Genomic DNA, 13515 nt, shown 5'->3' on the forward strand with positions numbered 1-13515 from the left:
GCCCGCAGCCTCCGTTCGCCGCCCTCGCCGGGAAACGGCAACCGCCCCCGAGGGGGCGCGGCGACACGGAGGGGGACTCGGGATGCGGGAGGTCGGCAGGCGGGCCCTGCTGGGCGCGGCTCTGGGCGGTGCGGCGGCGCTGGGCGCCGCCGCGTGCGGATCGGGGTGGGTGAGAACGTCCGACGGGCACGCGGGGGGCGGTGCCGGGTCCGGGCCCGGTGTCCGGAAGGCCGGCCGAAAGCCTCATCCGGAACCGTCGGTGCGGTTACTGGGGGACGGCTCGACGTCCGACACCGGTCCCCAGCCGCACCGGAGGGAACCGGAGCGGCTCGAGCCGGGCCGGACGCCGCCGCAGTTCGTCGTCTTCTCGTGGGACGGCGCCGGCGAGGTCGGCAACGGTCTCTTCCCCCGGTTCCGCAAGCTGGCTGCGGACCACGGTGCGTCGATGACGTTCTTCCTGTCCGGCGTCTACCTGCTGCCGGAGTCCAAGCGGCGCCTGTACCGGCCGCCGAACAACCCGGCCGGCGCCTCCGACATCGGCTACCTCACCGACGAGCACATCCGCGCCACGCTGGAGAACCTGGGACCGGCCTGGCGTGAGGGCCACGAGATCGGCACCCACTTCAACGGCCACTTCTGCTCGGGGCCCGGCTCCGTGGCCAACTGGACGAAGCAGCAGTGGCTGTCGGAGATACGGCAGGCGAAGTCGTTCGTGTCCCACTGGCGCACCCACACCGGTTTCCGGGACGTCGCCCCGCTGCCCTTCGACTACGAGAAGGAACTGGTGGGCGCCCGTACCCCGTGTCTGCTGGGTCAGGGGAACCTGCTGCCGGCGGCCCGGGAACTGGGGTGGCGCTACGACGCCAGCTCGCCCGGCGGACGTCAGGTCTGGCCGTCGAAGAAGAACGGCATCTGGGACTTCCCGCTCCAGCAGATCCCGTTCCCCGGACGCTCCTTCGAGGTGCTGTCCATGGACTACAACATGCTCGCCAACCAGTCCCGCAACGCGACCCGGAGCGACCCGTCCAACTACCCGGGCTGGAAACGGCAGGCCCGCGATTCCTACATCGCAGGCTTCCGGCGGGCCTACGAGACGAACCGCGCGCCCTTGCACATCGGCAACCATTTCGAGGAGTGGAACGGCGGCATCTACATGGACGCCGTCGAGGAGGCCTTCGAACACATCGCCGACGAGCGGTACAAGGACGTCCGTATCGTCTCCTTCAGGCAGTACGCGGACTGGCTCGATGCCCAGGACCCGAAGGTGCTGGACCGGTTGCGCGCCCTCGATGTCGGCCGCCGTCCGCCCGGTGGATGGAAGCGCTACCTCACCGGCGGATGAGCGCCCAGGGGGGTGCGGAAGATCCTCGTAAGGGGCATGCGAAACTTTTCACATGAGTAGCCGCCGCGCCCTCCGTCGTCGACCGGATCGCCCGCGCACCGCCCTGCTTGCCGTGGGGGCGGTGCTTGCCGGGCTCCTCCTGTCCGCCTGCGGCTCGGGTGAGGGGACCGGCGCAGCCGGAGGGAACTCCGGCGGGTCCGGCACCCGGTTCGTCCCGGGCACCGGCGGAATCGACAAGGTCGCCGAGGCCGACCGGAAGCCGCTGCCCGCCCTCTCGGGCCCGACCGTCGACGGCAAGGAGATCGACCTCGCCGACTACAAGGGCAAGGTCCTCGTCCTCAACGTCTGGGGCTCCTGGTGCGCACCCTGCCGTGCCGAGATGCCGCACCTGGTGAAGGCAGCGAACGAGACCGAGGCCGACGGCGTGCAGTTCGTCGGGATCAACTCCCGGGACCCCAACAAGGCGCCGGCGGTGAAGTTCGAGAAGGAGTTCGAGGTCCCCTACCCGAGCCTTTACGACCCGACGGGCCGGCTCATGCTGCGCTTCCCCAAGGGCAGCCTCAACCCGCGGGCCATCCCGTCCACCGTGTTCGTCGACCGCGACGGCCGGATCGCCGCCCGGGCCCTCAAGCCGCTCGGCGAGGAAGAGCTGCGCAAGACCCTCGATCCGCTGATCGCGGAGAAGTGATCGTGTGACTGCCCTCACCGCAGCCGCCGACCCCCAGCAGACCGTCCTCACCGGCGCGCTGCTGCTCGCCCTGCCCGTGGCGCTGCTCGCGGGGCTGGTCTCCTTCTTCTCGCCCTGCGTGCTGCCGCTCGTGCCCGGCTACCTCAGCTACGTCACCGGGGTCAGCGGGACCGACCTGGCCGAGGCCCGCCGGGGCCGCATGGTCGCCGGCGCGTCCCTCTTCGTGCTCGGGTTCACGGCCGTCTTCGTCTCCTACGGGACGCTGTTCGGCAACTTCGGCATGACCCTGGAGGAGCACAAGGAGACGATCTCCAAGGTGCTCGGGGCCTTCACCATCGTGCTCGGCCTGGCCTTCATGGGCCTCCTCGGCGGCTTCGCCCAGCGGGAGTTCCGCTTCCACGCCCGGCCCACCATGGGCCTGCTCGGCGCGCCGGTGCTCGGCGTGCTGTTCGGCATCGGCTGGACACCCTGCATCGGGCCCACGCTCGGCGCCGTCAACGCCCTCGCGTTCAACGAGGCCAGCGCCGGCCGCGGCGCCCTGCTGACCGCCGCCTACTGTCTCGGGCTCGGCGTGCCGTTCATCCTTGCCGCCGTCGCCTTCCGGCGCGCCCTCGGTGCGTTCGGCTGGGTCAAACAGCACTACCAGTGGGTGATGCGGATCGGCGGCTCGATGCTGGTCGCGGTCGGCGTGCTGCTCGTGACGGGCATCTGGGACCGTCTCATCGCCGGACTCCAGGTCTGGTCGTCCACCTTCACCCCGGGAATCTGAGGCATGACCAAGGTCGAAACCGAAGAGCGCGGGCTCGGCGAGGCCGGGGCCCAGCTCTCCACCGCACCGTCCGACTCCCTCCATGCGCCGGCGCTGGGGGTGATCGGCTGGGCCCGCTGGTTCTGGCGGCAGCTGACCTCGATGCGGGTGGCGCTGCTGCTGCTTTTCCTGCTCTCCCTCGCCTCGGTGCCCGGCTCGCTGGTCCCGCAGACCGCCGTGGACGCCACCAAGGTCGACGCGTTCAAGGCGAAGCACGAGACCCTGGCCCCGATCTACGACAGCCTCCAGCTGTTCGACGTCTACAGCTCGGTGTGGTTCTCCGCGATCTACATCCTGCTGTTCGTCTCCCTCATCGGCTGCATCGTGCCACGCAGTTGGCAGTTCATCGGGCAACTGCGCGGGCGCCCCCCGGCGGCGCCGCGCCGGCTGGACCGGCTGCCCGCCCACACGACCTGGCGCACCCGCGCCGAGCCCGGGCAGGTGCTGGAGGCGGCGCAACGCGTGATGCGCCGCCGGCGCTTCCGCAGCCGGATCTCCGGCGACGCGGTGGCCGCCGAGAAGGGCTACCTGCGCGAGGCCGGGAACCTGGTGTTCCACGTCGCCCTGATCGTGATGCTGGTGGCGTTCGCGGTCGGGCAGCTGTGGAAGTCCGAGGGCGGCAAGCTGATCGTCGACGGTGACGGGTTCTCCAACACCCTCACGCAGTACGACGACTTCAAGTCCGGCGCCCTCTTCGACCAGGAGGACCTGGCCCCCTTCGGGTTCACCCTGCACGGCTTCGACGCGAGCTACGAGCGCGGCGGCCCGCAGAAGGGCACGCCGCGCGTGTTCCGCGCCCACGTGAAGTCCTGGGAGGGCGCGGACGGCACGGAGCGCCGGTCGACGATCGAGGTGAACCGTCCGCTCGACATCGCCGGCGACCGGGTCTACCTCATCGGGCACGGCTACGCCCCGGTCATCACGGTCAAGGACGGCCAGGGCGACATCGCCTACCAGGGCGCGGTGCCGTTCCTCCCGCAGGACGGCAACCTCAGCTCGGTCGGTGTCGTCAAGGTCCCCGACTACCGCGACGGGAACGGCAAGAAGGAGCAGCTCGGCTTCCAGGGCCGGTTCATGCCGACCTTCGCGCTGGACCGGGTGCGCGGCCCGCACTCGTCGTTCCCCGCACTGGACTACCCGGTGCTGGCGGTCAACGCCTTCCACGGGGACCTCGGCGTCGACTCCGGGGTGCCGCAGAACGTGTACCAGCTCGAGACCCGCAACATGAAGCAGTTCAAGGACGCCGACGGCGATCTGTTCCGGAAGTTCCTGCGCCCCGGTGAGACGGTGAAGCTGCCGGGCGGCGCGGGTTCCCTGCGGCTCGACGGTGTGAAGACCTGGGCCAGCTTCCAGGTGTCCCACCAGCCCGCCAAGGGCTTGGCCCTCGGCGGGGCGGTCGCCGCCCTGGCCGGCCTGTCCGCCTCGCTGTTCATCCAGCGGCGCCGGGTGTGGGTGCGGGCGGTCCGCGGCAAGGACGGCACGACCGCCGTCGAGATCGCGGGGCTGGGCCGCAGCGAGTCCACGAAGCTGCCCGAGGAGCTGGCCGACCTGGCCGTGGAACTGCAACCGGACGCCCCGGCCCTCCCCTCGCCGGAGGATGGCGCTTCCGGCGACACCGCAGAGTCCGCTGAATCAGCTGTAACCGCCGAATCCGCCGAAGGTGAAGGAGCGCGCGCGTGAACCTGGCGACCGCGGCCAACGAGAACTTGGCCGACATCAGCAATGTGCTGATCTACTCGGCGATGGCGGTCTACACGCTCGCCTTCCTCGCCCACATCGCCGAGTGGGTGTTCGGCAGCCGCAGCAGGGTCGCCCGGACGGCCGCCGCGCTGACGGAGCCGGCTGCTGCGGCGGGCTCCGGTTCCGCGCCGGTCACCGTCCGGACCGGCGGCAAGGGCGGCGGCGCCGCTGTCGCCGAACGCCCCCGGGTCGTCACCCGCTCGGTCACCGGTGCGCGCGACGTCCCCGACGGGCCGGGCGCGGCCGGCGACGACGAGCAGGGCGACCTCTACGGCCGGATCGCCGTGTCGCTGACGGTGCTCGCGTTCCTCGTGCACGCCGGCGGGGTGGTCGCCCGAGCGCTGTCCGTCGAGCGCGCGCCCTGGGGCAACATGTACGAGTTCTCCACCACCTTCTCGGCGGTGGCCGTGGGCGCGTACCTGGTGCTGCTGGCCTCCGGGAAACCGGTGCGCTGGATCGGGCTGCCGCTGGTCACGACGGTTCTGCTCGACCTCGGTCTGGCCGTGACCGTCCTCTACACCGCCAGCGACCAGCTCGTCCCCGCGCTGCACTCGTACTGGCTGTGGATCCACGTCTCCTGCGCGATCATTTCCGGTGCGGTGTTCTACCTCGGCGCCGTGGGCACGCTGCTCTACCTGTTCCGAGACCGGTACGAGGCGAAGCTCGCGGTACCGCAGGGGCCGCAGCCGGGCGCGTTCGCGTCGTCCGTGCTGGAGCGGCTGCCGTCGGCGGCGAGCCTCGACAAGTTCGCCTACCGGATCAACGCGGTGATCTTCCCGCTGTGGACGTTCACGATCATCGCGGGGGCGATCTGGGCCGAGGCGGCGTGGGGACGCTACTGGGGGTGGGACCCCAAGGAGGTCTGGTCCTTCATCACCTGGGTCGCGTACGCCTGTTACCTGCACGCTCGGGCCACGGCGGGCTGGAAGGGGCGGAAGGCGGCCTACCTGGCGCTGATCGCGTTCGCGTGCTTCCTGTTCAACTACTACGGGGTGAACATCTTCATCACCGGCAAGCACTCGTACGCGGGGGTGTGACGGGGGGTTCGGGGACGGGGCGTTTCCGGGACGGACGGGGTGAGCCGGGGTCGGGCTCGGCCGGGCCGGTTCGGGTGCGGCGGCCGGGGTCTCGGCGGGACCGGCGTGCGTGGCGGCTCCGGGCGCCGGGACCTGCGGGCTCGGGGGGCCTGGACCGTATCGGGCCGGTTGAAGCCCTTTTCGGATCGCTGAACCCGGCTACGGCCCACAAATAGTCCCCTTGCCTTCGGCATGGGGAACCCCACCGTGTTCAGGCCCCCCGACCCTCCGGCCCCGTCCCCCTCCGGTCGAATGGCGGGTGGCCTGTGGGCCGGGATGGGGGAGAGGGGACGTCAGGCGGTGTGCGGTGGGGGGTCCTCCGGGTTCTCCTTCTTCTCCTGGTCCTTCTTGAGGGAGTCGAGGAAGTCCGGGTTGTCGTCCGGGGCCACCCACTGGCGGCGGACGGAGCGGCCGCCGGGGCTCGTGCGGCGCGGGCGGCCGACCGCGATCCAGGCGACCGGGCCGATCAGCACCTGGCCGAAGAGCAGGATGATGAACACCCAGGCGATCTTGGGGAGTTTGCGGACCTCGTCCTCCGGCGTGTTGAGGCACTCGATGAACGTGTAGATCCACAGGGCCAGGACCAGCAGGAACGGCAGATACCTCAGCATGGTGGAGCGGTGCCCCCAGGTTCGGTGGGACGGGTCGGCGCAGGCCGCTGACCGCTCCAGGGTAGTCGTGGGACACGGGGCCGCAGCGGGCGCGTGCCGCCCGGGGGCGGCGGGCACCGGGCGATGGCGGATACTGGACCGCATGGCTTATGACGATCTTCGCTCGTTCCTCCGGGCGCTGGAGCGCGACGGCGACCTCAAGCGCATCACGGCCGAAGTCGACCCGTACCTGGAGGTCGGGGAGATCGTCGACCGGGTGAACAAGGCGGGCGGGCCGGCGCTGCTCTTCGAGAACGTCAAGGACTCGGCGATGCCGCTGGCCATGAACGTGTTCGGGACCGACCGCAGGCTGCTCAAGTCGCTCGGGCTGGACTCGTACGACGAGATCAGCGAGAAGATCGGCGGGCTGCTCAAGCCGGAGCTGCCGCAGGGGTTCGTCGGCATGCGCGAGGCGTTCGGCAAGCTCGCCGGCATGACCCATGTGCCGCCGAAGAAGGTGAAGGACGGACCGGTGCATGAGGTCGTCCTCACCGGTGACGACGTCGATCTCGACGCGCTCCCGGCCCTGTTCACCTGGCCCGAGGACGGCGGCTCGTTCTTCAACCTCGGCCTGACCCACACCAAGGACCCGGAGTCGGGCGTCCGCAACCTGGGCCTCTACCGCCTCCAGCGCCACGACCGCCGCACCATCGGCATGCACTGGCAGATCCACAAGGACAGCCGGAACCACTACCAGGTGGCGGCCCGGCGCGGCGAACGGCTGCCGGTGGCGATCGCCTTCGGCTGCCCGCCGGCCGTGACGTACGCCTCGACGGCGCCGTTGCCGGGCGACATCGACGAGTACCTGTTCGCCGGCTTCGTGCAGGGCAAGCGGGTCGAGATGGTGGACTGCAGGACGGTCCCGCTCCAGGTCCCTGCCCAGGCCGAGGTGGTGCTGGAGGGGTGGCTCGAGCCAGGAAAGATGCTGCCCGAGGGGCCGTTCGGTGACCACACCGGTTTCTACACGCCGCAGGAGGACTTCCCGGCGCTGACCATCGACTGCGTGACGATGCGCCGCCGTCCGCTGCTCCAGTCGATCGTGGTGGGCCGCCCGCCGACGGAGGACGGGCCGCTGGGCCGGGCGACCGAGCGGTTCTTCCTGCCGTTGCTCAAGATCATCGTGCCGGACATCGTGGACTACCACCTCCCCGAGTCGGGCGGTTTCCACAACTGCGCGATCGTCTCCATCGACAAGCGGTACCCGAAGCACGCGCAGAAGGTCATGCACGCCATCTGGGGCGCGCACATGATGTCGCTGACCAAGCTGATCGTGGTCGTCGACAAGGACTGCGACGTGCACGATCTGCACGAGGTGTCCTGGCGGGCGCTCGGCAACACCGACTACTCGCGTGACCTGACCGTCGTCGAGGGCCCGGTCGACCACCTGGACCACGCCTCCTACCAGCAGTTCTGGGGCGGCAAGGCGGGCATCGACGCGACCCGGAAGCTGCCCGAGGAGGGCTACACCCGCGACGGGGGCTGGCCCGAGATGGTCGAGTCCGATGCGCAGACGGCCGCGAAGGTGGACCGCCGCTGGAAGGAGTACGGCCTGTGAGCAGCGCCTCAGCCGCGATTGCGCAGCCGGGACGCACCCGGGCCTTCCTGCGCCTGGTGGTGATCGAGCACTCGGTGTTCGCCCTGCCGTTCGCGTACATCGCCGCGCTGACGGCGATGTACGAGTGGGACCGGGCCGTCCACTGGGGCCGGCTGTTCCTGGTGACCCTGGCGATGGTCGGCCTCCGCACGTTCGCCATGGCCGTGAACCGGATCATCGACCGCGAGATCGACGCCCGCAATCCGCGGACCGCCCACCGCGAGCTGGTGACCGGTGCGATGACGGTGCGGCACGCGTGGACGGGCGCGCTGATCGCGCTGGTGGTCTTCCTGGCGTCGGCGGCGCTGCTCAACCCGCTCTGCCTGGCGCTGGCCCCCGTCGCCGTGATCCCGATGGTCGTCTACCCCTATGGCAAGCGCTTCACGAACTTCCCGCAGGCCATCCTGGGCCTGGCCCAGGCGATGGGGCCGATCGGCGGCTGGCTCGCGATCAGCGGCACCTGGTCGTGGGACGCGGTGGTTCTCGGCCTCGCGGTGGGAGTGTGGATCGGGGGCTTCGATCTGATCTACGCCTGCCAGGACGTCGAGACCGACCGTGAGACCGGGGTGCTGTCCGTCCCGGCGCGCTTCGGTGTCCCGGCGGCGATCCGGGGCGCGCGGGTCTGCCATGCGGTGACCACGGGCCTGTTCGTCTGGTACGCCCTGGCCACCGGCGCGGGTGCCTTCTTCTGGGCGGGCCTGGCGATCGTCGCGGGCGCCTTCGTCTACGAGCACTCGATCGTCCGGCCGAACGACCTGTCCCGGCTGAACCGGGCGTTCTTCACGGTCAACGGGTTCATCGGCATCGCGTTGTTCGTGTGCGCGCTGCTCGACCTGCTGGTCCGCGGCCTCGGCCGGTGATCCGGGCCGCCGTCAGACGGTGAACCGGTCGGCGCGCGGCTCGGGCCGGTCGCGGAACAGGAACGCCGCGAGCACTCCGCCCATCAGCCCGAAGAGGTGGCCCTGCCAGGACACGGCGCCGTTGGTGGGCAGCACGCCCCAGAGGATGGAGCCGTAGAGGAGCGCGACGAGCGCGCCCACCGCGATGTCGACCGGCCGCCGGTCGACGAAGCCGCGCACCAGCAGGTAGCCGAACAGGCCGAAGACGACGACCGATGCGCCCGCCGTCGTCGAGTACGCGGGCGCGGTCAGCCAGACGCCGAGACCGCCGGTGACCACGATCACGGCCACGACGCCGGCGAAGCGGCGCAGGTCGCGCACTGCGGCGAGGAAACCGAGGACCAGCAGGGGCAGGGTGTTGGCGGCGACGTGGTCGAAGCCGAAGTGCAGGAACGACGCCGGGATCACGTCCGGCAGTTCGCCGACGTCGCGCGGGGTGATGCCGTACGTGTCGAGGGCATTGCCGCTCGCGACGTCGACCGCCTCCAGCAGCCACAGCAGAGCCACCCAGGCCAGCATGACGACCGCGGCGGCCTTGACCCGCTCGCGGCCGCCGCTGCGCACCGTTCCGTTCGGCATCCGTCCTCCCTCCGGTTCCCGGCCGGGGCCGTCATCCAGGCAACGGGCGGGGCCTCGCGGCTGTTCCTGGAGGAGGCACGAGCGGTGCCGGACCGGTGCCCGGATAGGCTCGACACGTGCAGCCGTCCCAGTCGAACACCAACCACGCATCCGCTCCGGGAGGGCGTCGGCCCTGGGTGGTCGGGGTCTCCGGGGCTTCCGGCACGCCGTATGCCGCCGCCGTGCTGCGCGGGCTGCTCCGGGCGGGGGAGGCAGTCGACCTGGTGGTGAGCCGGGCCTCCCGGCTCACCCTGCTGGACGAGACCGGGTCCGCTTTCCGCGACGCGCACTGGCGCGAGGACCTGCGCAGCTGGCTCTCCCGCGGCGCGGACGGGGATCCCGGCCGGTTCGCGGAGGACCTCCCCGGCCTGGACGACGTGCGGTTCTGGCCGGCGGGGGACCTGGCGGCGGGGCCGTCGTCGGGGTCCTACCCGGTGAAGGGGATGCTGATCGTCCCCGCGAGTACGGCCTGTGTGGCCGGCGTGGCGCTGGGGTTGTCGAAGGATCTGCTGCAGCGGGCGGCGAGCGTGACGCTCAAGGAGCGCAGACGGCTCGTGGTGGCGGTGCGCGAGACCCCGCTGAACGGGCAGACGCTGCGGCATCTGGTGGAGCTGGACGAGGCGGGCGCGGTCGTGCTGCCCGCCTCTCCGGCGTTCTATGCGGGGGCGACGGACATCCAGGATCTGGTGGACTTCGTCGCCGGGCGGGTACTGGATGCGGCGGAGGTGCCGCATCGGCTGTACCGCAGGTGGAAGGGGCAACTGGGCGGGGCCGGTGGTGATCACGGTGCGGGTACCGGCCCCCGTCGGGCGTCCTAGGGGGTTTTGCGAAAGCCGGCTTTGTCCGCCCGGAGGGCGGGGAAGGAGGGCTTGCGCAACACTCCTCAGCGCTTCCTGGCGCGGGGGAAGCGGGTCCTGGTGCGGGTGCTCCCGGCGGCGCCGCGGATCGTGCGTGAACGGTCGGCTCGCTCCTGCAGCTCACGCATGTGGGCCAGTGCAACCTCGATCGTGTACACGGTGAAACTCACTCCTGAAGGATCATCATTGATCGTGTGATGGATTCCCAGGGCTCGTTGCCCTGTGTACCTTAGATTCTATACGCAGATCCGCAAAAACGCTAAACAATGGAAGGCGCCAGGTTATGGACGTGGTGGACAGGCAGCTCATCCAGGCACTCCGGGAGAACGGCAGGGCCTCCTACGCCGAACTGGGTCGGCTGGTCGGTCTCTCCGGCCCCAGCGTCACGGACCGCATCAACCGCCTGGAAGCCGCCGGAGTGATCACCGGCTACCGCGCCACCGTCGACTCCGCGTCGCTCGGTCTCGGCGTCACCGCCCTGATCGGCATCTCCCTGTCCGACGCGACCGACCACCAGGACGTCGCCGAACGTCTGCGGGATCTCGCCGAAATCGAGGACTGCTGGTTCATCGCGGGTGACGACTCGTACATGCTCAAGGTCCGGGTCGGCGACGTGGACGGCCTGGAGCGCACCATCCGGCGGCTCTCCGGGACCAAGGGCGTCTCCCGCACCCGGACCACGATCGTGCTCTCCACCAAGTGGGAGAACCGGGTCGGCGAACTGCCCGAGGAGTGACCTCCGCTCGGGCCCGCTGCGCCGGGCGGGGCAGGGGACGCGCCGCGGCCGCCGCGACGGGGTGGCGTAGGCTCGACGGGTCCGATCGGAACACATACGGGAGGCGGCCGGATGGACGCGGGACTCAAGCGTGAGCTGGAGCAGAAGGTCCGTGCCGGGGAGCGGCTGACCCGCGAGGACGGCATCGCGCTGTACGCGTGCGACGACCTCGCCTGGCTGGGGGGCCTCGCCCACGAGGTGCGGACCGAGAAGAACGGCGACGTCGTCCACTTCAACGTCAACCGTCACCTCAACATGACGAACGTGTGCACCGCCTCGTGCGCCTACTGCTCGTTCCAGCGCAAGCCGGGCGAGAAGGACGCGTACACGATGCGCATCGAAGAGGCCGTCCGCCTCGCCAAGGCGATGGAGAACGACAACCTCACCGAGCTGCACATCGTCAACGGCCTCCACCCGACCCTGCCCTGGCGCTACTACCCGCGCTCGCTCAAGGCGCTCAAGGAAGCCCTGCCGGACGTCTCGCTGAAGGCGTTCACGGCCACCGAGATCCACCACTTCGAGACGATCTCCGGTATGTCCGCCTCCGAGATCCTCGACGAGCTCATCGAGGCCGGCCTCGAGTCGCTGACCGGTGGCGGCGCCGAGATCTTCGACTGGGAGGTCCGGCAGCACATCGTCGACCACGCCACCCACTGGGAGGACTGGTCGCGCATCCACCGCCTCGCGCACGAGAAGGGCCTCAAAACCCCGTGCACGATGCTGTACGGGCACATCGAGGAGCCCCGTCACCGCGTCGACCACGTGCTGCGGCTGCGCGAACTCCAGGACGAGACCGGCGGCTTCCAGGTCTTCATCCCGCTGCGCTACCAGCACGACTTCGTCGACATGCAGGACGGCAAGGTCCGCAACCGGCTCCAGGCACGGACGACGATGGCGACCGGGGCCGAGGCCCTGAAGACCTTCGCGGTCTCCCGCCTGCTCTTCGACAACGTCCCGCACGTCAAGGTGTTCTGGGTCATGCACGGCGTGCAGACCGCCCAGCTCGCGCTCCAGCACGGCGCGGACGACATGGACGGCTCGGTCGTCGAATACAAGATCACGCACGACGCCGACAACTTCGGCACCCCGAACAAGCTCGGCCGCGACGACCTGCTCGACCTCATCCGTGACGCCGGGTTCCGGCCGGTGGAGCGCAACACCCGCTACGAGATCATCCGCGAGTACCCCGGCCCCGACCCGGACCGCCGCGAGTCACCGCAGCCCATGCGGGTCTGAAGTCCCTCCGCACGCCGGGGGCGGGAGCGGGGCGCCGCAGGGCCCGCGCTCCCGCCCCCGGTGGCGTTATCGTCGGCCGCATGTCGGTCACCTTCACCCTCGACCCGCGAATGACGCCCGAACTGCTCGCCGGTATCGGCGCGTTGTGGGCGGACGTCTCCAACGCCGGGGGAGCGGTCGGTTTCGTGCCGCCGGTGACCGCCGACGACATCCGCCCCGAGATCGTCAAGCTGCTCGCGGCGGTGGCCGACGGCCGGGCCCGGCTCCTCGTCGGCCGCGGTGCCGACGGCAGTCCCGTGGCCACCGCCCTGCTGACGTACAACGCCGCACGGATCATGCGGCACTGGCTCTGGGTGCACACCGTCATGGTCCGCCCCTCGCTCCAGGGGCAGGGCCACGGCCGGGCCCTGATGGCGGCCGTGGCCGGTGAGGCCCGGGCCATGGACGGCGTCGAGAGCCTCCGGCTCACCTGCCGGGGCGGGCTCGGCCTCGAGGACTTCTACGCCCGGTGCGGCTACCGCGAGGTGGGGCGGGTGCCCCGGGCGATCCGGGTCGCGGACGACGACTACCGCGACGACGTCACCCTCTGGCTGCCGCTCCGGCAGACGTGAGCGCTGCCGCACGACCGCCGACCGGCCCGCGCAACCGATCACAAAGGGGGCGTGATTCACTGGACGGGCAGCAGCCCGTGCCTGCGGAGGAGAAAGAACACCGTGTCCCTGAAGACGAACGCCACGCTCCGGTACACCGCGATGCGCCTCGCCCTCTTCGCCGCCTGTTTCCTCGCCGTCTGGGGCCTGACGCACTTCGGCCTCCTTCCGGCCGGCATCGGCTCCGCGAACCCGCTGTGGGTGCTGCTCCTCGCGCTGGTGATCTCGGCACCGCTCAGCTACGTGCTGCTGCGCGGGCAGCGGGACGCGATGTCCGCGCAGATCGCCGGCCGTGTCGACCGCGCCAAGGAACGGCTGTCGGCGAACCGGGATCAGGAGGACGTCGCGGACGACGCCGTCCGCACCCGGAGTTGACGCGCAGTGCACCTTCCGCCCGAGCCGGTAAAGCCCCGGGAGCAGCCCCCCTGCTCCCGGGGCCTTTTTGCGTTTGCGCTGGCAGCAGGGACGGCGACCTGCGGCGAATCCTGCTCGCACCCCTCCCCATCGAGGCTACTGGCGGGTTAAGGTCGCCTCCCAGCCGGCTTTCCGTGCGACGGTGCCGGCGGGCGCGTCCCCGGCGCC

Annotated in this window: 15 protein-coding genes; 12 read left to right on the forward strand and 3 right to left on the reverse strand. The window is 70.7% G+C overall.

The features are described 5' to 3' along the window. Positions 1-82 precede the first annotated feature (82 nt). Genes M1E25_RS13230 through ccsB form a run of 5 tightly spaced genes read left to right on the forward strand, consistent with a single transcriptional unit; the run spans position 83 to position 5615 of the window. The gene (locus M1E25_RS13230) at positions 83-1342 is read left to right on the forward strand and encodes a polysaccharide deacetylase family protein (RefSeq protein ID WP_251414626.1); all 1260 of its coding nucleotides are present in this window, start codon (positions 83-85) and stop codon (positions 1340-1342) included. 52 nt (positions 1343-1394) lie between these two features. Then, entirely contained in the window at positions 1395-2030 is a 636-nt protein-coding gene (locus tag M1E25_RS13235; protein ID WP_251414628.1) for a TlpA family protein disulfide reductase, read from the forward strand. Between the two features lie 4 nt (positions 2031-2034). Further along, positions 2035-2799, forward strand: coding sequence for a cytochrome c biogenesis CcdA family protein (locus M1E25_RS13240; protein WP_251414630.1), 765 nt, complete (start codon positions 2035-2037; stop codon positions 2797-2799). A 3-nt stretch (positions 2800-2802) separates the two neighbouring features. Continuing rightward, positions 2803-4518: a cytochrome c biogenesis protein ResB gene (resB, locus tag M1E25_RS13245; protein WP_251414632.1), complete on the forward strand. Its 1716-nt coding sequence runs from the start codon at positions 2803-2805 to the stop codon at positions 4516-4518. Then, positions 4515-5615 (forward strand): c-type cytochrome biogenesis protein CcsB, encoded by a 1101-nt coding sequence (gene ccsB, locus M1E25_RS13250; protein WP_251414635.1) that lies wholly within the window; start codon positions 4515-4517, stop codon positions 5613-5615. Before resB ends, ccsB begins: the two co-directional genes overlap by 4 nt. 332 nt (positions 5616-5947) lie before the next feature. Here ccsB and M1E25_RS13255 read toward each other — a convergent pair whose 3' ends face one another. Next, entirely contained in the window at positions 5948-6265 is a 318-nt protein-coding gene (locus tag M1E25_RS13255) for a PLD nuclease N-terminal domain-containing protein (protein WP_251414637.1), read from the reverse strand. A gap of 142 nt (positions 6266-6407) precedes the next feature. Between M1E25_RS13255 and M1E25_RS13260 the strand changes: the two genes are divergently transcribed. Both M1E25_RS13260 and mqnP read left to right on the forward strand, forming a co-directional pair. Further along, on the forward strand, positions 6408-7859 hold the full coding sequence (locus M1E25_RS13260; protein ID WP_251414645.1) for a menaquinone biosynthesis decarboxylase: 1452 nt from the start codon (positions 6408-6410) through the stop codon (positions 7857-7859). Then, positions 7856-8758: a menaquinone biosynthesis prenyltransferase MqnP gene (mqnP, locus tag M1E25_RS13265; protein ID WP_251414647.1), complete on the forward strand. Its 903-nt coding sequence runs from the start codon at positions 7856-7858 to the stop codon at positions 8756-8758. The genes M1E25_RS13260 and mqnP overlap by 4 nt, the downstream gene beginning before the upstream one ends. A 12-nt stretch (positions 8759-8770) precedes the next feature. On the opposite strand, the gene M1E25_RS13270 is transcribed toward mqnP, so the two are convergent. Continuing rightward, positions 8771-9376: a rhomboid family intramembrane serine protease gene (locus M1E25_RS13270; RefSeq protein WP_251414650.1), complete on the reverse strand. Its 606-nt coding sequence runs from the start codon at positions 9374-9376 to the stop codon at positions 8771-8773. Between the two features lie 116 nt (positions 9377-9492). On the opposite strand from M1E25_RS13270, the gene M1E25_RS13275 reads away from it, so the two are divergent. Continuing rightward, a complete protein-coding gene (locus tag M1E25_RS13275) occupies positions 9493-10233 on the forward strand; it encodes a UbiX family flavin prenyltransferase (protein WP_251414668.1) in 741 nt (246 codons plus the stop codon). Positions 10234-10298: 65 nt separating this feature from the next. Here M1E25_RS13275 and M1E25_RS13280 read toward each other — a convergent pair whose 3' ends face one another. Then, a complete protein-coding gene (locus tag M1E25_RS13280) occupies positions 10299-10442 on the reverse strand; it encodes a hypothetical protein (RefSeq protein ID WP_251414671.1) in 144 nt (47 codons plus the stop codon). Between the two features lie 113 nt (positions 10443-10555). Here M1E25_RS13280 and M1E25_RS13285 point away from each other — a divergent pair, with 113 nt between their 5' ends. The 4 genes from M1E25_RS13285 (at position 10556) to M1E25_RS13300 (ending at position 13308) form a co-directional block, all read left to right on the forward strand. Then, positions 10556-11008 carry an Lrp/AsnC family transcriptional regulator gene (locus tag M1E25_RS13285; RefSeq protein WP_251414686.1) on the forward strand — a complete coding sequence of 151 codons (453 nt, stop codon included), beginning with the start codon at positions 10556-10558 and terminating at the stop codon, positions 11006-11008. A gap of 111 nt (positions 11009-11119) precedes the next feature. Further along, a complete protein-coding gene (gene mqnE, locus M1E25_RS13290) occupies positions 11120-12283 on the forward strand; it encodes an aminofutalosine synthase MqnE (protein ID WP_251414689.1) in 1164 nt (387 codons plus the stop codon). An 80-nt stretch (positions 12284-12363) separates the two neighbouring features. Further along, positions 12364-12894, forward strand: a complete 531-nt coding sequence (locus M1E25_RS13295) for a GNAT family N-acetyltransferase (protein ID WP_251414705.1) — start codon at positions 12364-12366, stop codon at positions 12892-12894. A 102-nt stretch (positions 12895-12996) separates the two neighbouring features. Continuing rightward, positions 12997-13308: a DUF4229 domain-containing protein gene (locus tag M1E25_RS13300; RefSeq protein WP_251414707.1), complete on the forward strand. Its 312-nt coding sequence runs from the start codon at positions 12997-12999 to the stop codon at positions 13306-13308. The last annotated feature ends 207 nt before the right edge of the window (positions 13309-13515 follow it).

Source organism: Streptomyces meridianus (genome assembly GCF_023703325.1).
GTDB classification, from domain to species: domain Bacteria; phylum Actinomycetota; class Actinomycetes; order Streptomycetales; family Streptomycetaceae; genus Streptomyces; species Streptomyces meridianus.

Excerpts from the sequence above, each read along its gene's own strand:
- M1E25_RS13255 (WP_251414637.1), bottom strand. The coding sequence starts at position 6,265 with ATGCTGAGGTATCTGCCGTTCCTGCTGGTCCTGGCCCTGTGGATCTAC.
- resB (WP_251414632.1), top strand. The coding sequence starts at position 2,803 with ATGACCAAGGTCGAAACCGAAGAGCGCGGGCTCGGCGAGGCCGGGGCC.
- M1E25_RS13230 (WP_251414626.1), top strand. The coding sequence starts at position 83 with ATGCGGGAGGTCGGCAGGCGGGCCCTGCTGGGCGCGGCTCTGGGCGGT.
- M1E25_RS13235 (WP_251414628.1), top strand. The coding sequence starts at position 1,395 with ATGAGTAGCCGCCGCGCCCTCCGTCGTCGACCGGATCGCCCGCGCACC.
- M1E25_RS13260 (WP_251414645.1), top strand. The coding sequence starts at position 6,408 with ATGGCTTATGACGATCTTCGCTCGTTCCTCCGGGCGCTGGAGCGCGAC.
- M1E25_RS13270 (WP_251414650.1), bottom strand. The coding sequence starts at position 9,376 with ATGCCGAACGGAACGGTGCGCAGCGGCGGCCGCGAGCGGGTCAAGGCC.
- M1E25_RS13295 (WP_251414705.1), top strand. The coding sequence starts at position 12,364 with ATGTCGGTCACCTTCACCCTCGACCCGCGAATGACGCCCGAACTGCTC.
- mqnE (WP_251414689.1), top strand. The coding sequence starts at position 11,120 with ATGGACGCGGGACTCAAGCGTGAGCTGGAGCAGAAGGTCCGTGCCGGG.
- M1E25_RS13285 (WP_251414686.1), top strand. The coding sequence starts at position 10,556 with ATGGACGTGGTGGACAGGCAGCTCATCCAGGCACTCCGGGAGAACGGC.